Consider the following 24,086-nt stretch of genomic DNA (forward strand, 5'->3'; position numbering starts at 1 on the left):
GCGAGGTCCCTCGTGGGTCCTAGTCCTGGTCGAACGTGGAGACGTCCACCTCGCCCTGGACCGGAGCCTCGAGCTGACCGTCCTCGCTCTCGAAGTCTTCGCCGAAGAGCAGGCGCTCGAGCTCACCCGAGTACATGTCCTGGCGACGCGCGAGCTCGCGGCGGAGCAGGTCGTCGGCGTCCGAGCTGCTGCGGACGATCGTCGGCGTGACGAAGACCATCAGGCTGCGACGCTCCTTGGACTTCTCGTCGTGACGGAAGAGACGACCGAGGATCGGGATCGAGCCGAGGAACGGGATCTGCGAGCGCGTCTCGCGGGCCACGTCCGTGGACAGGCCACCGATCACCGCCGTCTGTCCGCTCTCGAGCATCATCGAGGTGACGATCGTCGAGGAGCGCACGCGCGGCAGGGCGATCGAGCCCTCGGCGCCGGAGGCACCCACGGTGAACACGTCGAAACCGTCGGGCGCGAGGCTCGAGTTGCCGGTACCGGAGAGGTTCGTCTCCTTCGGAATGACCTCGAGGGTCATGTCGTTGGTGCCCGGGATCACGTTGCAGCGGACCATCAGCTGGAAGCCGATCTCGACCGGCGAGCCGTTCGCCTCCTGCACGGACAGGTTCAGACCACCGGCCTGACCCTGTTCGGTGCGGGCCTCGGCGTAGCGGATCGTCTCACCGACGAAGATCGTCGACGGACGTCCGTCCAGCGCGACGAGCTTGGGCGCCTGGACGACCTCGCTCTTCACGTCGCGCTCGATGGCACGCAAGGTGGCGGCGAGCGTCGTGAAGTTCAGCGCACCGAAGATCGTGTCGGGCGACGTGACGCCACCGGCGAAGGAGACGAGGTCCTCGGCGAACGGACCGGTGCCCGTGTCGCTGGCGAGGAGTCCGTCCTCGAAGCCGCCGGCTCCCATCTCGAACGGGAAGCTGATCGGCACCTGGCCGCCGCTGACCGACACGCGCGGGCCGAAGTCGCCGAAGTCGACGCCCAGGTCCCACAGGTCGGTGTTCGTCGTGGAGACGAACTTGACGTCGATGAAGATCTGCGGCGGCTCGATGTCGAGGCGCTCGACCACGTCGTTGATGTACGCGTGCACCTGATCGGTGTCGCGCACGATGAGGACGTTGCGGTCTTCCACGTAGTGCAGTTGGCCGTTGGGCGACAGTGCCTGGCGCAGCGCCTCGATGACCGGGAAGTCCTCCTCGATGACGCCGGAGGCCGCGAGGTGCTCGCCGCTGACGAAGTCGGACTTGATGACCGGAGCGAAGGTCGCGCGCGGACGCATGTAGCGCAGCTGGTAGCTCTTCACCACCATCTGGTCCTGGAGCGAAGCCGGATCGACCACGCGCAGGATGCCCCGACGGTCCTCGACGACGACGAAGCCGAGCGTCTTGGTCGCGACCTCGAGCGCATCGCGCCACGGAACCTCGGTCAGGCGCAGGGAGAGAACCCCGCTGACCTCGGGCGCGGTGACGATGTTGGCCCCGCTGACGCGGCCGATCGTGTCGATCACCTCGGTCAGCTCGGCGTTCGAGAAGGCGAAGGTGACGCGCTCGGGTCGCGTGAGAGCGAGGACACCGGCGGTGCGCTCCTCGACCACGCAACCAGCGGACTCGGCCGCCAGTTCGAGCACCTCGCGCCACGGCACGTCCGTGAGCTTGAGCGAGATCGGCGTGTCACCGCCCTGCAGGACGACGATGTTGGATCCCGAGCGGTCGCGCAGGAACTCGACGACTTCCTGGAGCTGACGGCCGTCGACGCGAATCGACACCCGTGCATCGGGATCGGGCGTCTGTGCGTGTGCCGCACCGACGGTGGTGAGTAGCGCGACGAGCGTCGCTACGATGGTACGAATCGGATTCATTGGGAGATGGGTGCCTCGGGGGACCTTGTTCCGAAACTGGCTATTGACTCAGGGGACGAGTCAACTTGACTTCCTTGAAGACGAAGCTGAGCTGATCGCTCTCGATGCTCACGAGCATCAACTCGGGAGCGACGAGCTCTCCGGGCGCATAGGTCTTGCCATTGATCAGCGCGACCTTGCGGTCACCACCGAGATCGACGACGCCACGGACGTCGAGTGCGAGGTCGGCGAACTCGAGCACGGTCCGGGCCATGTGCCGGTACTGCTCGAGTTGGTCGACGTAGGGACGGCGCGACGGATCGCGTTCGGCCCCGGGCAAGCGACCCTCGACGCCGGCGAAGGCTTCGAGGGCGAGTTCGTACTCGCCGTTCGCCAGGTGGTTCCGCATCGTCTCGACGCCTTGTTCGAGCACGGCGATGGGCACTTGGAGGTCGTCGCTCTCGGCGAGCGACTCGCGGATCCGACCGATCTCGTCGAGCACTTCCACGTGGAAGCGCTGCTGGGCCGGAAGGAACAGGAGCTGTCCTTCCGCGTCGACGCGACGGGCTTCTTCCTCGAGGGCGGCGAGACTCTTCTCGAGCACGCTGCGGGCCTCGATGTCGGCGATCAGGTTGTTGGCACCCTTCCAGCGATCGAGCAGGTCGGACGCTTCCTTGGTGCGAGCGACCAGGTCCTCGACCAGGCGAATCTGATCCTCGATGGAGAGGACGAGGTCGCCGGGCGCGCTGTTGGCGGGCATGCGGGGGTCGACCCAGGGATCGCGGCGGTTGCGCGCGCCCTTGTAGTCGTAGGCCTCGATGGTCATCTCCCGCTGACGAGCGGAGATCTCGGTGGCCAGAAGGTCGCGCTTGCGCTCGTAGCCGTCGATCTCGGCGCGCTTCGAGCCTGAGCGGGGCTGGTAGCGATAGGTCTCGACCTCGAGCTCCACCTCGTGGCGGGCCAGGGTCGGATCCTCGGCGTAGTGATCGCGCTTGGCGGCCTTCAGCTTGAACGAGGGCACGCGCATGAAGCGCTGGTGACTCTCGACGAAGTCGAGGAACGCCAGCATCTGGAACGAATCGGCCTCGAAGTTCACCGCGTAGGCGACGCGCTCGAAGTCGGACTTGTCCTTCTTCTTGGAGTTCGACGTGCTGGTCGTCTTGTCCTTGATCTGCGAGATCGTGGCGCCCGACTGCTCCTCGAACTCGCGCAGCGTGCGCACGAAGTTGAGGATGTCGTCGTTGTTCGGAAGGATGCGCTTGGCAACTTCGTCGGTCTCACGACGCAGGATCACCTCGCGCTCGAGGTCCGGCGTCTTCGCGATCTTGGTGCGCGCCTGTTCGATCTTGGACTCGAACGCGACGACTTCGCCGCGCATCTCCTCGATCGTTCCCTGCTGGGACCAGACCAAGAAGCCTTGGAGCGCGGCCAGGAGCAGGCCACCGCCTCCGATGGCGAGCATCTTCTGCTTGGCATCCATCACTTGGTCTCCTCACGGGGCTGGAGCTGGAGGTCGAGCGTGAACGAGAAGATCTCGGACGGGATCAAGCCTTCGTCCTTGTCCTCGCGACGACCCTGGGGCGGGGACGGGGCGTAGAAGCCGTCGATGAACTCGTCCTCGGTGAGGTCCTCGAAGAAGTTCGCGACGAGACCGAAGTTCGGCGAGCCCGAGTAGCCGGTCGCGCGGAACGTGCCGCCGCTCTGGGGGCCGGACTTCGACGCCTTCGGGACGCTCTGGACGACGGTGAGGTCGTTCAGCCAGATGAGATACTTCTCGCCGTCGCCACCGAAGTTGACGATGTCGACGAGCTGGTCGACCTTCTCGGTCCAGTTCACGCGACCCTTGGTGATCGCGTCCAACGTCGCTTCACGCGACTTGAACTGCTTGTTCTCCTTGTCGAGCTCGTCGTTGTACTCGACCTGCGGCGTCAAGGACGCCATGTCGGACTCGAGGAGCTCGAGATCACTCTCGATGCGCGCCTTGGTCCCGAAGGTCATGGTCGCGAGCCAGGCGAGGAGAGCCGTGTTGACGGCGACCATGCCGCCGATGACGGCCATGGCTTGCAGGGGAGTACGCCGCGCCTTGACGTATTCCTCGGGGAGGAGGTTGATGAGGATCATGCTGCCAGCACCCGGACCGCGAGGCCCATTGCGACCGCCAGGGACGACGCCTGTCCTTCCATGGCCTCGACGTCGACACGGTCGGAGTCCACCACCATCCCTTCGAGCGGGTTCCAGAGCGTTGCGGTGCGTCCGGTGGCGGTTTCGATGTATTCGGCGGCACCGGGTGCGAGCACCCCACCGCCGGAGAGCTTCACCTCGTCGACCCGGACACCTTCGCGGTTCTCCACGAAGTCGAGCGAGAGGTTGAGTTCGGCGACGAGGTCCTCGAGGACCGGACCGATCGTCCGGCTGACCTCGATCTCGCGTTCACCGGGATCGCACTTCAGGGCCTCGGCCTCGTTCTCGTCGACGCCGAGGCGACGCGAGATGGCCTTGGTCATGTCGATCCCGCCGATGCCGATCTCGCGGCTGAAGCAGGTCTCGCCTGCACGCAGCACGTTGATCTGGGTCCGCGACGCGCCGACGTCGACGAGCGCGGTGGCCACGTCCTCGGCGGAAGCGACGTCCCCGCCCGAGGCGAGGCGCGACTGCTCCCAGGCGTTGGCCAGGGCGAAGGCGTCGATGTCGACGGACATCGGCACCAAGCCGTGGCTGGTGACCTGCTCGAGGCGACCGTGGACGACGCCCTTCTGACAGGCGACGAGGACGACGCTCATCTTGTCGGCGTCCGCCTCGCCCGCGGGGGCGTGGCTGAGTCGCTGACAGTCGAGCACGACGTCCTCGGCGGCGAAGGGCAGGTACTTGTCGCTCTCGAAGCGAATGGCCTGACGCAGCTCGGCGTCGTTCATCGGCACCATGGAGATGTACCGGACGACGACGGACTGGCCGGCGACGGAGGTCGCGACCTGCTTGGCGCGAATGCCACCCGAAGCGAGCAACTCACCGATGGCCGCCTCCCTGCTGGAGGCGTCCTTCAGTGCGAGGCGGGCGTAGCCACTGACGACTGGGCCGGCGGGCTCGATGGTGATCTCGATGGCCTTCAGGTACTGGCTACCGATATCGAGGCCGACGACGCTCTTTGATTTGCGGAACACGTAGAGATTCCCCTGGGGTACCGCGGAGGTGAATGCCCCCGCTGGACACGGTCAGGGGGTCCTTTCGGGCGACCGCCACACCCGGCATGAGGGCAAGGCGGGGCTTCGGCCCGAGCGCTGCGTCGCGATGCATCCCTGGGAACGCGGACGGCGCGACCGGAAGGACTTTCCGCCCCCGGGCCCCGCTCGACGGACTCGGGACGACCAACGCGTCGGATCGGACGTCGGGCACGGTTCCCGCGCGCTCGCTGGGCTTCGTTCCGGTCGCGGACCGTGGACACACCGCGTCCTGGATGCCGCCGAACGAGAGCCGACGTCGTACGCCGTGGTCGGACGCGGCGCACCGGCTCGCGTCGCCGATCGAGCGCGCGCGTTCGCACGCGTCGCCCGACACATCACGCGCTACGGGTGACGCGCGTGGGTCGTGCACGGGCGCGGCGCGGGTCGATCCGCGCTCGCCGAACGCCGTCTCAGTGCTGCAGCTCGCCGAAACCGTCGGCGAACAACTCGGCCATCTCGGCCAGCAGTGCAGCGCCGCCTTCGCCGTCCGCCTGGAGCGTCAATTCAGCTCCCTGCGCCGCGTTCAAGGTCATCAGCTCGAGGATGCTCTTGCCGTTCACCGTGCGTCCTCCGTAGCTGATCGACAGGTCGGCGCCGTGCTTCAACGCGAGCGACACCAGAGCGTGGCACGGACGCGCGTGCAGCCCGCTGGGGTTGATCACCACGACGGTGGCGCTGGTTGAGCCTTCGGAAGTCACGTGTGGTACTCGTGCGGTGCGGTCGGGAGCGTCGTGCGCCCGCCCGGAGAGGGTCCTTCGAACGTCAGACGTTCGACATCTCCTTCAACAGGTCGACGAGTTCGGTGCGCGTGCTCGTCCCCAATGCGAAGCGCCGGAAGTCGTCGTTGCGCGCCATGCGAGCCACCCAACGCATCATCTCGAGGTGCCGGTCGGCGTCGTGGTCGGGCGCGTCGGAGTCGGGTCGCAACACCGTGAAGAACAACCGCACCGGCTCGCCGTCGATCGCCTGCCAGTCGAGCTCGTTCTTGGTGACCGAGATCGAGACCGCCACGGAGTCGAGGCCCGGCAGGACGACGTGCGGGATCGCGACCCCCATCCCGACGCCGGTCGAGGCCAGTTGCTCGCGATCCACCAGCACCTTGATGGCGTCCTCGGCGAGCCCCGCGGGCACGACCTTGGCCTTGACCATGTTCTTGACGACTTCGCCGAAGACCTCGCTCGGATCCACCCCCTTGAGGCCGACGGAACAGGCGGAGGGCTTGAAGAGCTTCCAGTACTGGGACGTCTCGGTCGTCATGGGGCGGGTCGTCCAGCGGGAGCGGGACGCACGGGTCGCGGTCGCTTCGGGGAGGTCGCCCGGGCGTCGGGCGCCACGTCCAGCAGCTTCGGGTTGGGCGGCACCAGGGGCGCGGCGGCGTGGTGAGTGCTGCCGCATCCAGCGGTACCGGGCGGGCTGCGGGGACCTCGTCCGGTGCAGCGTCGAACAGCCGAGGATAGCAGAACCCCCGCCAGCCTCCAGGGCGGGCTGGGATCCCGTTGAAGAGCAGGAGCCCAACCCGCCTCGAGGGCGGGCTGGGCTCCCGTTGAAGAGCAGGAGCCCAACCCGCCTCGAGGGCGGGCTGGGCTCCCGTTGAAGAGCAGGAGCCCAACCCGCCTCGAGGGCGGGCTGGGCTCCCGTGGAAGAGCAGGAGCCCAACCCGCCTCGAGGGCGGGCTGGGCTCCCGTGGAAGAGCGGGAGCCCAACCCGCCTCGAGGGCGGGCTGGGCTCCCGTCAGTCATGGAGCGCCTCGGGGCGTCCACGGGACGTTCAGGCCCGCTCGGGGCCCGCGGGGTGCGCGCTCAGGCGGTTCCGCCCTGGCGCCGCTGCTGGTCGCGATGGCGCTCCTCGCGGCGGCGCAGCGTCCGCTCCATGCGTTGGACCGCCTCGTTCACGGCCCCCATCAGCGACTTGGACTCGGCTTCGATCCGATGCACGGCACGTCCCCAACTGGAGGCGACGAGCTCGACGTGATGTCGGTGCTCGCCTTCGCGCTCGATCACCGCGCGCACGCGGCTCGCGATGCCGTCCAAGCGCGTCAGCACCTCTAGGCGTTCCCGAACCTGTTCGGCGGCCTGGGGCGGGTAGGACTCGTGCAGCGTGTTGATCTCGAGATCCATGGATCGTGAAGACACCTCGTTGAGTTGCAGTTCGGGGCTTCGCAGCGCACGTCGGCGACGGTGCTCGAAGCCTTCCGTTCGACTCTACGACGCCCCGACGGATCCGTGGGGGGCGCGGTCGACCCGCGTCCTTCGAGCGGGCGTGCACCCGATCCGTAGGTCTCCTGACCCCGCGGGCACAGCTCTCGCTCCCCCCGGGGTTTGAGACCGAAGGCTCCTCCGGTGCCGGCACCGCTCGAGCGGTCGCGCGGCCCGGTGGGCCAAGCGTGGCGGCACGCGACCTAAGGGAAGAACCCCGGTGCGCCGCGCGGTCCGCGCGAGCGACCGACGAGCACCGACTCGGGATAGAGCACCCGCAGGAGCCACAGACCGGCCGCTGGTGCCGTGGGTCCGGCCGCCTTCCGATCCGCGCCGGCCAGGATGCGGGCCACGTCGTCGGGCGTGAACCGGCCGCGCCCCACGTCGAGCAGCGTGCCGGCCATCGCGCGCACCATGTTGTAGAGGAAGCCTTCCCCCTCGACACAGATCGCGAAGTGCTCGCGCCGGGCGATCACGCGCACCGCACGCACGCGCCGCACCGTCGTCGCGCGCGGCGACCCGGCGCTGGCGAAGGCCGCGAAGTCGTGCTCGCCCTCGAGGATGCGCGCGGCCGCCCGCACGCGCTCGAGGTCGAGCGGCTCGCGCACCCAAGCCGTGTACTCGTGTCCGAACGGCGGCCGCACGGTGCCGGTCACGACGCGGTACAGGTAGCGCTTGCCGCGGGCGTCGAAGCGCGCGTGGAAGTCGTCGTCGCAGGTCTCGAGGCCGGTCACCGCCGCACCGTCCACCAGGTGCGCGTTGAGCGCGCGCAAGAGACCGTGGTCGTCGAGCCGCGTGTCCAGGTGGAAGTTCGCCACCTGACCGATCGAGTGCACGCCGGTGTCCGTGCGGCCCGCGCCGTGCACGACGACGGTCTCGCCCGTCAACGACTCGATCGCCTCCTCGAGCGACTGCTGGACGGAGTCGAAGCCGTCCTGACGCTGCCAGCCGAAGAACTTCGACCCGTCGTAGGCGATGCGGACGCGGATGTTGCGCATGGCGGAGCTCGACCGAACGGGCCGTTCAGCGCGGCGGCGCCGGACCGTTCGGAACGACTGGACGCACCGAGCGCACGGCGGCGATCAAACCCTCGCCACAGCTCTCCCACAGCTCGACCGGCGCGTTGGCCGTCACCAACCACGAGCGCGTGTCGTCGCCGAGCAGGAGCAGCACGCGCCGCAGTTCGAGCCCATTGGCGCTCGTGGTGCCGGTGGACAGGAGGCCCTTCAGTCCAGCGATCTCGACGTCCTCACTGGCGTCGATCGCCGTCCCCCGCTGCGCCATGCCGGCCGCGTCGTAGCCGCGCAGAGCGACGGAGTAGGGTTGCGAGAGGCGCGCGAGCGCGATCGACGCGCCGTGTTCCGGCGCCGACAGGACGGCGTAGCCCTGGGCCGGTTCGGACACGAAGCCCGCGGGCCGTTCGATCGAGAGGCCGACGCTCGCGAACTCGGTGCGCTCGCCCGATGGCGCGAACCAGTCACGTCCACCGACGAGCGCCGCGCTCGCGGGCGCCGCGCCCGACGTTGCGGCGCCAGCGCGCGGTCCTTCGGCCGCCGTCGTGTCGTCGCAGGCGACGAGAACGGAACAGAGTGCGATCGCCGTGAGGGCGTGGATCGGGCGCAGCATGGCGCAGAGCCTACGGCCTGGGATCAAGGTGTCGAAGCGCCGGGGCTCTCGAGCCGCGCGGACAGGAGCAACGCGCGGGCGGCGGCGCGGGCGGTGGCCAGGTCGAGTGACGGGGCGTGGAACTCGAGTTGGTGGGCCTCGGGCCCGTCGAAGACGAAGAGACGCCACACGAATCCTTCGGCTCCGTCGCGGACCCCGTCGGCGCTCTCCACGAGAACGGCCTCGGACGCACCTGGTATCGCCACCGTTTCCGAGACGTCGCCGCGGTCGTGACTCTGCTCGAGCAGGGCGCGGACCCCGCCGGCGAATCCTGTCGAGGACGTCACGAAGCACGCCCCCTCGAGCTGCACGAACTTGAGTCCGGGGTACCTGAGCGCCGGGCCGAAGAGTCGGTCGAGGAGCGGTCGATCGAAGTCCCTGCGGACGACCTCGGTCGTGTCGACCCCGCCCGTCGGCAGGTCGAGGCTCACGCGACCGTCCGCGAACCTGTGGCGACCGGGTGCGAGACGGGTCGCCTCGGGCCGGTTGATCAGCACGGTGACGGCCACCGCGACGACGAACACGGCGACGAGTGCCGCGATGGGTCGGAGCGTGTAGGACGGCATGCGCCCGACTCTAGCCTGCGTTGGATCGGCGGTACGGCGTCGGTACGGCGTCAGGCACACATCTGCGGCCTGCCGCGCCACATCGCTGCGATTCGCAGCGACTTCGGCGGCAGGCCGCAGATGTGTGCCTGACGCCGTACCGACGCCGCTCAGTGGCCCGACGCCACGAAGCGCGTGCTCAGGACCACGGCGCGCGCTCCCGCTCGCTCGGCCGGAGTCGGACCGAACCCGGCGGAGACCTCGTAGGCCGCGTCGCCGTCGAACAGCACGAGACCCCAGGCGTCGCCGATGCCGTCGGAGCCCACGTTGTCGCGCTCCTGCAGCACCGCCTCGTGCCCGCAGCCGAGCGTCACCGTCTCGCGCGACAGCTCCACCTCGGCGCTCTTCGCCAGCAGGCGGTCCATGACCATGGCGGGCATGGTCGCACTAGCCACCCAGGAGGCGCTGTCCGGCCACCTGACGAAACGGAAGCCGCTGACCACGCGCGAGGCCGGGGCGTCCGCGGTCGCGTCCACCCCACCGGCGGGCAGGTCGAGCGTGAGAGCGCCGCCGGCGAACGGGCTCACGCCTGCGGGAACGGTCGCGCTCGAGGCGTCCGGCGCGGCGCCGGCGTTCGAGGTCGCGTCGGACGTGTCGCCGCCCGACTGCGGACGGTCGCGGAAGGCGACGACGCCGAGCAGGCCGAAGACGAGGACGAACGACGCGGTGATCAGCTTCTTCATTGGACGGTTGGTGCGGCGCGTTCGAGACACGGACTCGTGCACGTGCGCCGCGACGACGGACGACGCGACCGCCGGCTCGCGCGCGCTCAGTGGGCGCGGCGGCGATAGCTGGACGGGATGCCCAGTTCGGTGCGGTGCTTGGCGACGGTGCGGCGCGCGACCACGAGGCCCCGGCGCGCGAGCTCGCGCACCAGATCCTCGTCGGAGAGCGGCGCGGTGGAGTCCTCGCCCGCCACCAACTCGCGGATCAACTCGGCCGCTTCGCCGCGGCTGCGGTTCGAACCTTCGGCCGCTTCCTTGGGGAACAGGTCGCGCAGTGCGATCACACCGAACGGCGTCTGGACGGACTTGCCGGACACCGCGCGACTGACGGTGCTCGTGTGCAGACCGAGTTCTTCGGCCACGTCGGTCATCTGCAGCGGTTCGAGACCGGTGGGTCCGCGCTCGAAGAAGCGCGGTTGTCGTTCGAGCGCAGCGGCGGCGACGCGCAGGAGCGTGGCTTCGCGGCGCTCGAGGCTCTCGACGAGCCACTGGGCGTCGCGCACGCGTCCGCGCAGGCGTTCGCGCACCGCGGCGCTCTGGTCCTTCGATCGAGCGAGCGCGGCGACTTCGGGATCGATCGTCAGCGTAGGCAACGTGCCACGCACGCTCTCGAGGTGCCAACGGTCGCCGTCCCACTCGACCACGAGGTCGGGCGCCACGACGGGCGCGGTGCTGTCCTCGAGTGCCGCCAGCGGCCGCGGCGAAAGAGCGCCCAAGCGTTCGATCCACGCGGCCAGTTGAACCAGGTCGACGCCGAGGTCCTTCGCGATCTTGGGCAGGCGGTTGCGCTCGAGATCCGTCAGGTGCTGCTCGATCAGCGTGCACAAGGAGCCGTAGTCCGCGTCGCCCTGTTCGAGCTGCAACAGAAGCGCTTCGGTCGTGTCGCGCGCGCCGATGCCGCGCGGTTCGAAGGTCTGCAGGGCGGCGATCGCGCGACCGAGTTCGGTCTCACTGCCCTCGAGTCCGTTGCGTCGCGCGAGGTCCATGAGCGCGGCGTCGTCCTCGCGCAGGATGCCGTTGTCGTCCAGGCACTCGACGAGCAGCTCGAGCCAGGCGCGCTCGGTGCCGGCGAAGTCGCCCTGCTCGAGCTGGGCCATGAGCAGTTCGCGCGGGCCGGCCTCGGCTCCGGTCAGGCCCTCGAGCCAGGCCGAGTGCCGTCCGGTCGCGCCGTCCTCGCCGCGCCGCGGGCGGACCGGTCGGTCGGGCAGCGGCGCGCGCGGCTCCTCGAGGCAGAGCGCCTCGTTGCGCTCGAACGCGTCGCGCAGGTACTGGTCGAGCTCGAGCGCGGGGAGGGCCAGGACCTCGATCGACTGGAGCAGGCGCGGTTCGATCGCCAGCCGCTGCTCGGCGCGCTGGGACATGCCGAGTCCGCGCGGCGACGGCCCGCGCCCGGCTCCTGGCGATCCTGCTCCGTTCGATGCTCCCACGAGAGCTGACTTCGTCCCGTGGGGGCCGCGGACCGAAGGGGGCGGCGGCGGCGCGGCCCGTTCGGTGCCCGATCTCGTGGCCGGATTCCCTCGTGCGGGGCTCGCGGAGCCCGGCGAGCGGCTCTGGATCGTCGGTACGGCGTCAGGCACGCAAGTGCCACCTGCCGCCGACGTCAACGCGTTTCGCAGCACCTCGGCGCGGCAGGTGGCACTTGCGTGCCTGACGCCGTACCGACAATCCAGCGCGACTCAGTCCGAGCGGCGCCGCAGCTCCATCCGGCCCTCGAGGGCGTCCTGGATCACGCCGCGGTGCAGGTAGGCCAGGGCGCTGCCGGCGGGCAGGCCCTTCGCGAGGCGCGTGACCCGCACCCGCGGATGCTCGCGCGCGATGCGGTCGGCCAGGAAGTAGGCCGTGGCCTCGCCCTCGGAGTCCGGATCGGTGCCCAGGACGACCTCGCGCACCTGGCCGCTCCCGAGTCGCTCCCACAGGCGGCCGAGCGCCAGATCACGGGCTTCGGTGCCCTCGGCGGGTTGGAGCGCGCCGTGCAGGATCTGGTAGCGCCCGGCGAAACACTTCGCGCGCTCGATCGCCTCGACGTCGCGCGGACCTTCGACCACCAGGAGCAGCGACGCGTCGCGCCCCGGGTCGGAGCAGATCGTGCAGGGGCTCTGCGCCGAGAGGTTGCCGCAGGTCGCGCACAGAAGGGTCTGCGACAGGGCGCGGCCGAGCGCTTCGGCCAGCCGCGGCCCGCTGGGTTGACGCACCAGGTGCAGGGCCAGCCGTTCGGCGCTCACGCGACCGATGCCGGGGAGGGACTCGAGCGCTTCGAGCAGGGCTTCGAACGGCGGCGGATAGGCCACGGGTGGTGCGTCGGTCGGAGTGGAAGAGTTGGGCGACGACCGCTCAGAAGCCCGGCAGCTTGATGCCGCCGGTGGCCTTGCCGAGCTTCTCGTTGGCGAGGGCCTCGACCTTGGTGAGCGCGTCCTTGAGCGCCGCGGCGAACAGCTCGGAAACCATCTTCGCCTCACCCGATCGCACCGCTTCGTCGGCGATCTCCACGCCGAGCACCTGGCGGCTGTAGCCGGACAGCTTGATGCGCACGGCTCCCCCACCGGCGCTGCCCTCGACCACCTCGAGGTCCAGTTCCTCACGCAGACGCTCGAGCTGCTTCTGCATCTCCTGCGCCTGCTTGAGCAGGTTGCCCATCTCTCCGAATGCTCCAGCCATCGGTCGTACCTCTATCTGATGTGGTGTCGCGCGCGCCCGGGTCGGGTCGCGGGCGGCGGGATCGCGGGTCTCAGGGGCGTGATCGCCGGACGTCTTCGATGCGACCGCCGAACAGATCGACGACCTCGGCGGTGAAGCCGTCCGTCGGTTCGGGTTCCTCGCCGCGGCGATCGGCCTGGACGACCACGAGGTCGAGCCGCTCGCCGAAGACCTGTTCGAGCGCCGAGCGAGCCACGCCCATCGAGCGCGTGTCGTCGAGCAGGTGCCGGTCCTCGGCGTCGATCTCGATCAGCGCCACGGTCAGGCGATCGCCCTCGCGCGTCACGCGGCCGCGGCGCAGCAACGCCGCCAGGGACGGACGCTGGTTCTCGACGAGCGCGAGCGCGGCCGCGAAGCCCTCCGACGGCGAGGGCGGTCGGCGCGCGGCCGGTTCCAGCACGTGCTCGGGCTCCGCTGCCGGTTCCGTTTCCGGTTCCGGTTCGGCGCGCGCTGCGGGTGCGGGCGGAGCCGGGGCGGGCGTCGCCGGCGACTTCGCCGGCGCGGGAGCGACAGGGCGCGGCGCCTGTGCCGCGGGCTCGGGGCTCGCGGCCGGCTGGGGCTGCGGCCGAACGGGCGCCGGGGCAGCGGAGCTCGCGGCGGCGCTGGTCGGGGCGGCGGCGGGAGCTGTGGGCACGGACGCCGCCCCGCGGTCCGCGCCCACCGGCCGAGCGGGTGCGGGGCCCGGTGGAGCCGCACCGGTTGCCGCTCCCAGGCGCGCCTCGAGCGCGGTCAAGCGCTCGAGCAGCTCGCCGAAGTCCGCCGGTTCCTCCGGCCGCGCCAGATCGAGCAGCGTGCTCTCGACCAGGATCCCTTCGAGACCGGGCGCGAAGCGCATGCGGTCCTTGGTGCGCAGGAGTTCACCGAGCCACCACTCGAGCCGCGCGGCTCCGACGCCCTCGGCGAAGCGCGCGAGGGCCTCGCCGTCGCCCTCGACCAGCGGACTGCCGGCGCCGCAGTGCAGGGCGACGATCGCGGAACGCAGCGCGCCGAGCAGACCGTCGACCAACTCGCCCTCGCGACCGGCCTGTTCGGCCACGCGCTCGAGCAGAGCGCCGCGCGCGCCGGAGGCCAGGTGTTCGAGCAGCGCCATCTGCCCAGCGGGTCCACCGCCGCCGACGCGATCGATGTCGGCCAAGGTCGGCGCGTCGCCCGCCATCGCGATCAACTGGTCCGCGAGGCTCAGCGCGTCGCGCATGCCGCCGCGCGAGCGCGCAGCGATCTCGGACGTGACGCCCGCTTCGGCGCGAATGGCCTCGGCCTCGAAGACCTGGTCGAGACGGCGCGTGATGTGTTCGGGCTTGATCGGCGACAGGCGCAGGACCTGACAGCGCGACAGGATGGTGTCGGGAACCTTGTGCAGCTCGGTCGTCGCGAAGAGGAACTTCACGTGCGCCGGCGGTTCCTCGAGGGTCTTGAGCAGGGCGTTGAACGCGCCCTTGCTCATCATGTGGACCTCGTCGATGATGTAGACCTTGAAGCGCGCGGCCGCCGGGGCGTAGCTGACCTGTTCGCGCAACGAGCGCACGTGGTCGACGCCGTTGTTCGAGGCCGCGTCGATCTCGATCACGTCGAGTTCGTTGCCCGCGTCGCAGGCCACGCAGCGCGCGCAGGTGCCGCAGGGCTCGGGCGTCGGCCCCTGCTCGCAGTTGAGCGCCTTGGCGAAGATGCGCGCCGTCGTCGTCTTGCCCGTGCCGCGCGGACCCGAGAACAGGTAGGCGTGGCCGATGCGGTTCTCGCCGATCGCGCCGGCGAGCAGACGCGTGATCGCCTCCTGCCCGACCATGTCGGCGAAGGTGCGCGGGCGGTACTTGCGGGCGAGAACGAGGTAGGACATCGGCGTGGTGGAACGAGCCGACCCAGGGTACGGGAGGCGAGCAGCGCGCGGGAGTCCGAACCGACGCTCGGCGACGTCGGCGAGGGCCGTTCGGTCGAGCGCGCGGAGCGGTCGGTGCGCGCGCGAAGGTGTGAGAGGGCCCGGGGCGGCCGCGCCTGACGCGCAGTCCTTAGGGCTGCTCCGTTCCCGGCCTGACCCGGTTCGAACCGGCACCATCGCGGTGCACCGGACCCACTCCCACCTTCGCGTCGACGCCACCGACCGTGTTATCGACCGTGTCACCGACCGTCATCGCCGACCGACACCACCCGTTCGTCCGCCGCGAACACCCAGCGCGCGGAGCCGCGAGCGGTCGGCTCGTCGTTCCAGCGTCGCCGACCGTTCCAGCGTCGCCGACCGAAGTGGTGGCGGAGAGGGTGGGATTCGAACCCACGGTACCCGTGAAGGCACACACGCTTTCCAAGCGTGCCCGATCGGCCACTCTGGCACCTCTCCGGGTTGTGACGCGCACACGAGCGTCTCGGCGAACCGATCCGCGTGCGCTTCGACTTGTCAGTCCGAATCGACTTCTCCTCCGTCGCAGGGGCGCCGACGAAGGGCCCGGAAGGGGAGGAGGATGGCGGAGAGGGTGGGATTCGAACCCACGGTACCTTGCAGTACACTGGTTTTCGAAACCAGCCCGATCGGCCACTCTGGCACCTCTCCGCACGATTCGGCCGGGGAGTCTACCGCTGGGCGGGGGGCTCGGAGAAGACCTAGCTCAAGACTCTTCTTCGATCGCGCCCGCAGCAGCGTCGGCGGCGGCCCCGCGATCGGCCCCGCGACCAGCCCCGCGATCGACGATCCCGGTGGCGCTCCGAGCGGCGGCGCGCTTCGAACGGAAGAAGCCCACCATGAGCTCGCGGCAGGCCTCCGCCGCCACGCCCTCGCGGACCGCGCTCGCGTGGTTGAGCCCCGGATGGCCCGGCACGTCGCCGAGCGAGCCGCAGGCGCCGAACTTGGGGTCCCGGACCCCGAAGACGATCCGCTCGACCCGGGCGTGGCTGGCGGCGCCCGCACACATGAAGCAGGGCTCCACGGTGCTGTAGAGGGTCCCGCCGCGCAGGCGTTGGTCCCCCACCGTCCGGGTCGCGTCGCGAATCGCGAGCACCTCGGCGTGGGCCGTGGGATCGGTGTCCGTGCGCGTGCGGTTGTGGCCGCGTCCGACGATCACGCCGTCGACCACGACGACCGCGCCGACCGGAACCTCGTCGATCTGAAGGGCCCGCCGCGCTTCGTCGAGCGCCGCGCCCATGAAGCGCTCGTCCTCGCGCTCGGTCGCCTCGCCTTCTTCGTTCTCGTCCATCGCTGTCCGCTCCGACGGCGCCCGGCGCCTGCGCCCACTCTAGTGGTGTGATTCGCTCTCTTGGGGCATTTCCATCGTCCCGTACGGGCGCGCTGCTGCGTTGCGCCTCCTCCGAGACTCACAGCGAAGTCGAGTCGTCGGCGCGCCTTGCATCGCATCCCGTACGGAACGCCGAAATGCCCCAACAGAGCGAATCACACCACTAGGTCCTCGCGCCCGCTCCGACCCGGCGCGCGAGCCGATCCGTGGCACCGCCGTGCGGCCGTGTCCGTCCGGCTCGCCTCCTGCCCCAGGTCGCGAGCCGCATCTCGAACTCCCCTCTCGGGACCCAAGTCCGCGGCGGAGCCGCGGCAGCAGCATCAAACCTACCGATGCCACAGCCGGAAGCGCCAAGAGCGCCCCACGCCGGAGGCGTCGGGCGCTCTTGGCGCTTCCGGCTGTGGCACCGGTAGGTTTGGTACACCCATCAGGATTCGAACCTGAAACCTCCTGATCCGTAGTCAGGTGCTCTATCCAGTTGAGCTATGGGTGCCCGTTCGTTCCCCGCGAGCGGCGTGCGCCGACCCGTTGGGGGCGGAGTTTGTACTCCGCTCGTGGGGCGAGGTCAACGGGGTCCCGAAGCTTGTGTGCGCGGAACCTGTTCGGGCGGGCTCGGATCCGACTCGCCCGTGACCTGTGCCGGACCGTCGGCCGAGAGCGCGGTCTCGAGACCGAAGGCCTCGGCCAGCGCTCGGACGAGTTCCGCCTCGGCGGGACGCAGTCGACCGTCGTGGGCCGCGGCCCGTTCGCAGGCGGCGAGCACCGCGCGGCGATCGGTCTCGTCCAGCCCACGGAGTCGATCGCCCTGGCGCACGGTCCGCGATCCGGCCGACCCGGCCCCCATCGGCGCGCTCGACGGCAGGCCCGGATACCCGCGGCGGCGCAGTTCGGCCTCGCCGGCGCGGTAGGCCAACTCGACCTGCCCCGCGCCTCCACCGACCTGGGCGACCCAACTGAGCACCGCGCGCACCTCCCCCGCCGCTTCGGCGAAGCTCACGCGGCCCGGCGGGCGCACCGCGACGCCGAAGCGCGGGAACAGGCGCGCGCGCAGCACTTCGTGGAGCGCCCACTCGAACGGATCCGTGCGACCGTCGGCCGTGGTGAAGGCCTCGGCCAAGGCGACGAAGCGCTCGAACTGCGGGCGCGAGAGCGACGCCAAGGACGGAATGCACAGGTCGAGCAGCGGCAGGCGCTCGATGCCGGGCAGGAGGCGCGCGGCGGGCTCGAGTCGATCGATCTCGCGCGCCAGTTCGGGCCACTGTTCGAGCGCCGCGTCCTGGCGCGGGCGTTCGGGCTCCGACGTGGCACGCATCAGCACGAGCACCGCCGCGCACGCGCCGAACGGGTCGCGCGACGCCTGACGCAGCTCGTCGGGCAACGCGTCGATCCGCTGACGCGCCTCCCCCAGCGACGCGATGAACCCGGCGTTCAGGGTCATCAGGTCCGCCGCCTTCTGACGGGTGGCGGCCACGTGTTCGCGCGCGCGCTCGGGCACCTTCACGCTCTTCAGCTTGGTCAGGCGACCGAGGCGCGCGAGACGTTCCACCACCGGCGGGTGAGTCGCGAGCAAGGAGGTGAAGTTCTTGCCGGCCGACCCGAACATCAGGTGGCGCACCTCGCCGGCGTGGGGCGAGCGCAGGCCCGAGCCCATGGCCTGGATCTTCGCCAGCGCGCCGGCGATCCCGTCCGGGTTGCGCGTGAACTGCACGGAGGCTGCGTCGGCGAGGAACTCGCGCTGGCGCGACACGGCCGCCTGCACGAGCCGGCCGAAGAAGTAGCCGACGCTGCCGAGCACCATCAACGTCACGCCGAGGATCGGGATCACGGCCGCCGCCGAACCGCCGCTGTCGTTCGAGCGCCGACGGCCGCCGATGCGCGAGTAGAACATCGAGCGCAGGATGAACTCGCCGATCTGACCGAGCGCGGCGACGCCGAAGATCCAGCCCATGAGCCGCAGGTTGAGGCGCGTGTCGCCGTGGGCCACGTGGCTGAACTCGTGGGCGACGACGCCCTGCAGCTCGTCGCGATCCAGGGCCAAGAGCGCGCCGCGCGTGAACCCGAGCACCGAGTCCTGGGCCGTGCGTCCGGCCGCGAACGCGTTGATCGACGTGTCCTCGAGCAGGTAGACCGGCGGCACCGGCATGGACGAGGCGATCGCGATCTCCTCCACCACGTTCAGCAGCTGCCGCTCGTCGGGATCGGTGGTACCGCGCTGGATCAGCTGGCCGCCGAGGAACTCCGCGACGCTGCGCCCGTCCTTGGCGACGGTGCTCGAGCGGTACCAGGCGGCCAGCGCCACGAAGCCGAGCACCGACGCGAGAACGCCCGCGAACAGGCCCGGCCGGAAGAGCGGCGGCGAGGGCGAGCGGGCGGTGCTGTCGTGCGAGCCCCACTCGGCGTACACGAGTCCGTAGGCCACCACCAGGTACACGACCACGGCGATGCCGACGATGCCGGCTCCGAAGAGGGCGACGAACAGCGTCGTCCGCTTCTTGGCCCGCTCCTGGTGTTCGAAGAACTGCACGGGTCGTGCGCTTCAGTGCGGTGCGCCGCCGGCGTCGACCAGCGGCGCGACCGCGCTCAGAACGACACCTTGGGAGCTTCGCGCACGCTGGGGTCGACGATCTCGAACAGCTGCGCCTCGGCGAAGTTGAACATGCCGGCGACCACGCTGGCGGGGAAGACCTCGCGCGCGGTGTTGTAGGTCATCACCGAGTCGTTGTACGCCTGACGCGCGAAGGCGACCTTGTTCTCGGTCGAGGTCAACTCCTCCTGCAGCGCGAGCATGTTCTGGTTGGCCTTGAGGTCGGGGTAGGCCTCCATCACCGCGAACAGCCGCCCCATCGCTCCGGTCAGCGCGCCCTCCGCCGCGAGCAGCCCCTGCATCGCACCCGCGTCGCCCGGGTTCGCCGCCGCGCGCTTCTCCGCGGTCTGCGCCTGGTTGCGCGCGCCGATCACGGCCTCGAGCGTCTCGCGCTCGTGGCTCATGTAGCCCTTCGCCGTCTCGACCAGGTTCGGGATCAGGTCGTAGCGCCGCCGCAGCTGCACGTCGATCTGGGCGAACGCGTTCTCGAAACGGTTCTTGAGGGTGACGAGCCGGTTGTAGACACCGACGCCCCACAGGGCGGCGATGAGCGGGAGGCCGATCAGGAGGCCGAGAACGACGTAGAGCATGGTGGCGGAGCGAGCTGGCGTGGTGCGGAGCGAGAGGCGCGGTCGGGAGGGCCCGAGGATAGACCCCGCGCGGGCCGATCGATCGCCGAGGACCGCTCGAGAGTGCCGCTACTCGGAGCACGCCGCGGTCATTCACGGCGAATCGCGGATCCTACGGTCGGCCGCGGAGAGTGGAAGACCGGGCGGAGAACCAGCTGCTCGAAGGCTCGAGGTTCCGGCGACAGCCTCGCACCACGCAGGTAGCGCCACGAACCGCGCTCGATCACTTCCCCCGCTCGCTCCGCCAAGTCGCCGGGGTAGCGCCCCGTCGAGCGCCGGACCAGAACGTCCTTCACCGAAGAGCTGAGGTCGACGGGCAGGAAGACGGCGAAGCCACGTGCGCCGAAGTCCGCGACCCTCCACTCCTCGGTCCGCCAGAGACCGTGGCTCACGGGCTCGTCCCAGCGGTGCGAGGACGCCAACTCACCGACGTCGACCGGCAACCGATCGTGCTCGGCGCGGAAGCGTTCGACCGCTCGGTACAGGCTGTCGCCCTCGGCGATCCAGCGCTCGAGGACCTCCTCGCGAGGGCCGTGTTCCAGCATGTGACCGATGCTCGCGACCTGGTTCCCGAGAGTCAGCACGACACCGCCCACGGTCAGGCTCACCACCACCGCGATCACGACCGCGATCAGACACTGCGCTCGCTACAGACCCACGAACCAGGGGTGCGGTTCCGACATCAGCCTGCCGCCGCCGCCCGGCAACGGCGCATCGTGATCGACTTCGTTCATGGGCGTGTGGCGACCGTTGTTCGCGACCGTGGTTCGCGACCGAGGTCGGGTCGGACAGACGCGAGGCTGCACATGATCCCGAAGTGCGAGGCCCACCGCGGGGGGGCGCGAATTCGAATCCGTAGTGGATCGGTCGTGCGCACCCGGAGGAGCGGCACACGGCGAGCTAGGCGAAGTCGGCCACTGGACTTAGAGCGGACGCTTCCGAGTGTCGCCACGTCCCGCGCGGCGGCGCGCGCTCCTCGAATCGGACCGGCCCGAGGACGGGCGCCGTTCGCCCGTGTCAGCATGGGCCTTCGTCGCCCGTCCCCGTCGCCTCTCGGCGTCCCCTCCAGGTCTCTTGCCATGCAACCGCTGCGCTTCCTGCTCGCCCTCGCCCCTCTCGCCGCCGCGCCCGCTCTCGCAGGCAACCTGCAGGTGCACGACATGCACGACGCGCCCGACCCGAGGTCGGCCGAAGCACTCGCGGCCGCGTTGCTCGACGACGCCCGACACGCGGTTCTCGCGGACGTGGACGGCACCCTCCACGCGCGGTCGCTCGCCCATGGCTACCGAGCACGGTTCGACCAACAGCAGCTCTGGGTCGCAGAGGACTCGGGCGCGTGGTCCTTCGGACTCGCGCTCACCGGCTTCGGTCGGGACGGCCAGCTCGAGGCGGTCGATCCGGCACCCGAGACGAGCCATGCGGGTCGGCGGGTCGAACGACGCTTCGGGCCGAACCTGACCGAGTGGTACGCGAACCACGACCGCGGACTCGAGCACGGCTACACGGTGGCGGAGCGACCGGCCGGCACGGGTGCGTTGGTGCTGGAGCTCGAGTTGACGACCGCCCTCGCGCCCTCGCTCACCGGCGACCGGCGCACGCTGCTGCTCGCGAACGCGGACGGCGCGACGCTGGCGCGCTACGCCGGCCTCGTGGCTTTCGACGCGGACGGCTCGGACCTCGCGGCGCGCTTCGAGCTGGACGGCACGGACCTGCACATCCACGTGGACGACTTCGGCGCGCGCTACCCGCTGACGATCGATCCGATCGTGCAGACCGGCTACATCAAGGCTTCGAACACGGACGCCGGCGATCAGTTCGGTCGGAGCGTCGCCGTCTGGGGCTCGACGCTCGTGGTGGGCGCGACCGAGGAGGACGGCGTGGGCGGCCTGAACGGCAACCAGTCCAGCAACGGGCTCTCCAGCGCGGGTGCGGTGTACGTCTTCGTGCACGACGGCTCGAACTGGGTCCAGGAGGCCTACATCAAGCCGAGTTCCCGCGGTGCGAACGATCGCTTCGGAACCTCCGTCGACATCTTCGAGAACACCCTCGTCGTCGGAGCGACCGGAGACGACAGCGCCGCAACTCTGGTCGGCGGCAACAGCGGTGACAACAGCCTGTCGAACGCGGGCGCCGCCTGGGTCTTCGAGCGCAGCGGCAGCACCTGGTCACAGGTCGCCTACTTGAAATCACCCAGCCCCGACTCGAGCGACAGCTTCGGCATCAGCGTGGCCATCGACGGCGAGTTCATCGTGGTCGGCGCCAATCGCGAGGACAGCTCGGCGACCGGTGTGGACGGCAGCAGCGCGAACGACTCGGCGAGCGATGCGGGCGCTGCCTACGTCTATCGCCGCCTCGTCTCCGGCTGGACCTACGACAGCTACCTGAAAGCCTCCAACACGGGGGTGGGCGACCAGTTCGGCCTCGACGTGGGCATCAGCGGCGACACCATCGTCGTCGGCGCCCCGTACGAGAACAGCGACGCGAACGGCTCGGGTGGCGACCAGACCGACGAGAGCGCGGGCGACGCCGGTGCGCTGTACGTGTTCGTGAACGGCACGTCCGGCTGGACCCAGCAGGCGTACCTGAAGGCGACGAACTCCGACGCGTTCGACCTGTTCGGTTGGTCGGTCGCGATCGACGGCGACCGGCTCGTGGTCGGCGCGCCCTTCGAGGACAGCGCGGCGACGGGCGTGAACGGCGACCAGGCGGACAACACTTTGGGGGGGTGCGGTGCCGCCTACGTCTTCGCGCGCAGTGGATCGAACTGGTTCGCCCAGGCGTACCTGAAGCCGACCGCCGGCGACACGAACGACCTGTTCGGCTGGAGCGTCGCCATCTCGGGCGGACTGATCGCCGTGGGAGTCCGCGAAGAGGACGGAGGTGGCCAACTCTCGCTCGGCAGCCCGTTCGACGACTCGGAGACGGACTCGGGTGCCGTCTACCTGTTCACACCCGTGGGCTTCACCTGGGAGCCGCGCACCTACCTCAAGGCCTCGAACACCGACACGTCCGACGGATTCGGCGACGCACTCGCCCTCGCTGGCGAGCGCCTGGTCGTCGGCGCAGCCTTCGAAGGCAGCTCGTCCACAGGCGTCGGCGGCTCCCAGTTCAACAACTCGGCCAGCGCCGCGGGTGCGGTCTACGCCTTCGACGTGGGCTTCTGGGAGCTCGTCCCCGGCTGCTTCGCCAACCCCGCCCTCATCCTGGCCCCCGCGCGCTCGGCCTACATGGACGAGACCTTCCGCTTCCAGATCCAGGGCAACTCGATCACGACGGGCTTCGCGGCGAGCTACTACGGCGTCCTGGGCACGAACGTCTCGGGCTGCGGCACCTTGCTGGGACTGGGCGAAGAGTTGCTGTTGCTGCTCGCGCCCCAGCCCACTCTCGTCAGCGTCGAGCCGTTGACGGGCGGACTCGCGGACGAGACCCTCGCGATCCCGAACCTGCCGAGTCTCGAGGGCATTCGGGTGACGCTGCAGGCCCTCGTGGTCGACACGAGCAGCTTCGCCACCGAGTTCAGTCAGGGCCTCGAGATCGAGATTCGCCCTTGACGGATCGGCGGCTCTCGACCCTGGGCGAGGGCAGGGGGGCATTCGGACCGCGCGCGGTATTCGAGCGCCCGACAGGCCGCTATCCTCGGCCCGATGGAGCCCCACCCCAACCTGCTCAGCCTGGACGACCTGACGGACGGGCAGCTCGAGCACATGTTCGAGCTGGCCGAACGCCTCCAGGCGGACCCGACCCTGGGTCGTGACGCCCTGGCCGGCATCACGGTCGGCCTCCTGTTCTTCCGCGGCTCCCTGCGCACGCGCTCTTCGTTCGAGGCGGCGGTGGCGCAGTTGGGCGGGCACCCGATCAACCTGACGGCGCACACCGACTTCTGGGAGCTCGAGTACCGCGAGGGGCGCGTCATGGACGGCCGCGCGCCCGAGCACGTGCGCGACGCGGCGCGGGTCCTGTCGTCCTACGTGGATCTGCTGGCGGTGCGGCCGGCGCCCGAGCAGCGCAAGTGGGCGGTGGACCGGGCCGACCAGCAGATCGGCGCCTGGGCCAAGTTCGCGAACGTGCCCGTGGTGAACATGGAGAGCGGACTGTGGCACCCGCTGCAGGCGTTGGCGGACCTCTTCACCCTGCGGCGCGCGCTCGGACGCCAGACCTCCGGGTCGAGCGGCCCGCGGCGCCGGATCTGCCTGGCCTGGACCCACTCCCCCACCCCGGCCCCGGTCTCGGCCGCCCACTCGCTGCTCGTCGCGGCCTGTCGCGCCGGCTACGAGGTGCGCCTCGCCCACCCGCCCGGGTTCGACCTCGACGAGCAGGTGGTCGCGCAGGCCCGCGCGGCCGCGGGTGCGAGCGGCGGTGAACTGGTCCACGCCACCGACCTGCACGACGGGATCGACGGCGTGGACGTGGTCTACGCGCGTTCGTGGGAGAGCCTCGAGACCTACGGCGACCCGACCCTCTCCGCCTCGCGCCGCGCCAAGGCCGGCGACTGGCGCATCGACGAGCGGCTGATGGCGCGCGGCAACGACGCGCGGCTGATGCACGCCATGCCGGTGCGCCGCAACGTCGAGGTCACCGACGAGGTGATCGACGGCCCGCGCAGCCTCTTGTTCGAGCAGGCCGCCAACCGTCTGCCCTGCCAGAAGGCGCTGTTGCTCGACCTGCTCGGGCGCGGCGCCGACCTCTGAGCGCGGCGAGCGCGGCCCGTTG

At 70.3% G+C, this 24,086-nt stretch carries 21 protein-coding genes, 3 tRNA genes and 1 other RNA gene; 2 read left to right on the forward strand and 23 right to left on the reverse strand.

The annotated features are described in order from the left end of the window. Positions 1–19: 19 nt before the first annotated feature. The 23 genes from Pla163_RS14020 to Pla163_RS14130 all read right to left on the reverse strand — a co-directional run bounded on the left by Pla163_RS14020 (position 20) and on the right by Pla163_RS14130 (position 19,999). Entirely contained in the window at positions 20–1,864 is a 1,845-nt protein-coding gene (locus Pla163_RS14020; protein ID WP_145189651.1) for a type II secretion system protein GspD, read from the reverse strand. Positions 1,865–1,904: 40 nt separating this feature from the next. Continuing rightward, on the reverse strand, positions 1,905–3,323 hold the full coding sequence (locus Pla163_RS14025) for a hypothetical protein (RefSeq protein WP_145189654.1): 1,419 nt from the start codon (positions 3,321–3,323) through the stop codon (positions 1,905–1,907). Further along, positions 3,323–3,964: a PilN domain-containing protein gene (locus Pla163_RS14030; protein WP_145189657.1), complete on the reverse strand. Its 642-nt coding sequence runs from the start codon at positions 3,962–3,964 to the stop codon at positions 3,323–3,325. The genes Pla163_RS14025 and Pla163_RS14030 overlap by 1 nt, the downstream gene beginning before the upstream one ends. Then, a complete protein-coding gene (gene pilM / locus Pla163_RS14035) occupies positions 3,961–5,001 on the reverse strand; it encodes a type IV pilus assembly protein PilM (RefSeq protein WP_145189659.1) in 1,041 nt (346 codons plus the stop codon). Before pilM ends, Pla163_RS14030 begins: the two co-directional genes overlap by 4 nt. Positions 5,002–5,471: 470 nt before the next feature. Beyond that, complete coding sequence (locus Pla163_RS14040) at positions 5,472–5,759, reverse strand: HPr family phosphocarrier protein (protein WP_145189662.1); 288 nt, start codon at positions 5,757–5,759, stop codon at positions 5,472–5,474. Between the two features lie 64 nt (positions 5,760–5,823). Further along, on the reverse strand, positions 5,824–6,318 hold the full coding sequence (locus Pla163_RS14045) for a PTS sugar transporter subunit IIA (protein ID WP_419185950.1): 495 nt from the start codon (positions 6,316–6,318) through the stop codon (positions 5,824–5,826). Positions 6,319–6,860: 542 nt separating this feature from the next. Next, complete coding sequence (locus Pla163_RS14050) at positions 6,861–7,178, reverse strand: HPF/RaiA family ribosome-associated protein (protein ID WP_145189668.1); 318 nt, start codon at positions 7,176–7,178, stop codon at positions 6,861–6,863. A 281-nt stretch (positions 7,179–7,459) separates the two neighbouring features. After that, positions 7,460–8,254: a tRNA pseudouridine(38-40) synthase TruA gene (gene truA, locus Pla163_RS14055; RefSeq protein ID WP_145189671.1), complete on the reverse strand. Its 795-nt coding sequence runs from the start codon at positions 8,252–8,254 to the stop codon at positions 7,460–7,462. Positions 8,255–8,279: 25 nt separating this feature from the next. Beyond that, positions 8,280–8,882 carry a hypothetical protein gene (locus Pla163_RS14060; protein WP_145189674.1) on the reverse strand — a complete coding sequence of 201 codons (603 nt, stop codon included), beginning with the start codon at positions 8,880–8,882 and terminating at the stop codon, positions 8,280–8,282. A 23-nt stretch (positions 8,883–8,905) separates the two neighbouring features. Beyond that, positions 8,906–9,487 carry a hypothetical protein gene (locus tag Pla163_RS14065; protein ID WP_145189695.1) on the reverse strand — a complete coding sequence of 194 codons (582 nt, stop codon included), beginning with the start codon at positions 9,485–9,487 and terminating at the stop codon, positions 8,906–8,908. A 149-nt stretch (positions 9,488–9,636) separates the two neighbouring features. Next, entirely contained in the window at positions 9,637–10,209 is a 573-nt protein-coding gene (locus tag Pla163_RS14070) for a hypothetical protein (RefSeq protein WP_145189698.1), read from the reverse strand. Between the two features lie 86 nt (positions 10,210–10,295). Beyond that, positions 10,296–11,612 carry an RNA polymerase factor sigma-54 gene (gene rpoN / locus Pla163_RS14075; protein WP_145189701.1) on the reverse strand — a complete coding sequence of 439 codons (1,317 nt, stop codon included), beginning with the start codon at positions 11,610–11,612 and terminating at the stop codon, positions 10,296–10,298. 315 nt (positions 11,613–11,927) lie between these two features. Further along, entirely contained in the window at positions 11,928–12,539 is a 612-nt protein-coding gene (gene recR, locus Pla163_RS14080) for a recombination mediator RecR (protein ID WP_145189704.1), read from the reverse strand. Positions 12,540–12,582: 43 nt separating this feature from the next. After that, a complete protein-coding gene (locus tag Pla163_RS14085) occupies positions 12,583–12,906 on the reverse strand; it encodes a YbaB/EbfC family nucleoid-associated protein (RefSeq protein ID WP_145189707.1) in 324 nt (107 codons plus the stop codon). Between the two features lie 70 nt (positions 12,907–12,976). Beyond that, a complete protein-coding gene (dnaX, locus tag Pla163_RS14090) occupies positions 12,977–14,779 on the reverse strand; it encodes a DNA polymerase III subunit gamma/tau (RefSeq protein ID WP_145189709.1) in 1,803 nt (600 codons plus the stop codon). Between the two features lie 135 nt (positions 14,780–14,914). Further along, positions 14,915–15,010: signal recognition particle sRNA small type (ffs, locus tag Pla163_RS14095), an RNA gene on the reverse strand. Positions 15,011–15,184: 174 nt separating this feature from the next. After that, positions 15,185–15,274 (reverse strand) — tRNA-Ser (locus Pla163_RS14100). Positions 15,275–15,396: 122 nt separating this feature from the next. Beyond that, positions 15,397–15,484, reverse strand: a tRNA-Ser gene (locus Pla163_RS14105). A 55-nt stretch (positions 15,485–15,539) separates the two neighbouring features. Further along, a complete protein-coding gene (tadA, locus tag Pla163_RS14110) occupies positions 15,540–16,124 on the reverse strand; it encodes a tRNA adenosine(34) deaminase TadA (RefSeq protein ID WP_145189712.1) in 585 nt (194 codons plus the stop codon). Positions 16,125–16,579: 455 nt separating this feature from the next. Continuing rightward, a tRNA-Arg gene (locus Pla163_RS14115) sits at positions 16,580–16,656 on the reverse strand. A 72-nt stretch (positions 16,657–16,728) separates the two neighbouring features. Next, positions 16,729–18,687, reverse strand: a complete 1,959-nt coding sequence (locus tag Pla163_RS14120) for a M48 family metallopeptidase (RefSeq protein WP_145189715.1) — start codon at positions 18,685–18,687, stop codon at positions 16,729–16,731. Positions 18,688–18,743: 56 nt separating this feature from the next. Beyond that, entirely contained in the window at positions 18,744–19,337 is a 594-nt protein-coding gene (locus Pla163_RS14125; RefSeq protein WP_145189718.1) for a LemA family protein, read from the reverse strand. 128 nt (positions 19,338–19,465) lie between these two features. Continuing rightward, positions 19,466–19,999, reverse strand: coding sequence for a hypothetical protein (locus tag Pla163_RS14130; protein WP_145189721.1), 534 nt, complete (start codon positions 19,997–19,999; stop codon positions 19,466–19,468). Between the two features lie 456 nt (positions 20,000–20,455). Between Pla163_RS14130 and Pla163_RS14135 the strand changes: the two genes are divergently transcribed. Both Pla163_RS14135 and Pla163_RS14140 read left to right on the forward strand, forming a co-directional pair. After that, positions 20,456–22,927 carry an FG-GAP repeat protein gene (locus Pla163_RS14135; RefSeq protein WP_419185951.1) on the forward strand — a complete coding sequence of 824 codons (2,472 nt, stop codon included), beginning with the start codon at positions 20,456–20,458 and terminating at the stop codon, positions 22,925–22,927. A gap of 93 nt (positions 22,928–23,020) precedes the next feature. Beyond that, a complete protein-coding gene (locus Pla163_RS14140) occupies positions 23,021–24,064 on the forward strand; it encodes an N-acetylornithine carbamoyltransferase (RefSeq protein WP_145189727.1) in 1,044 nt (347 codons plus the stop codon). Positions 24,065–24,086 lie beyond the last annotated feature (22 nt).

The organism is Rohdeia mirabilis, from assembly GCA_007750655.1.
Lineage (GTDB): Bacteria > Planctomycetota > UBA1135 > UBA1135.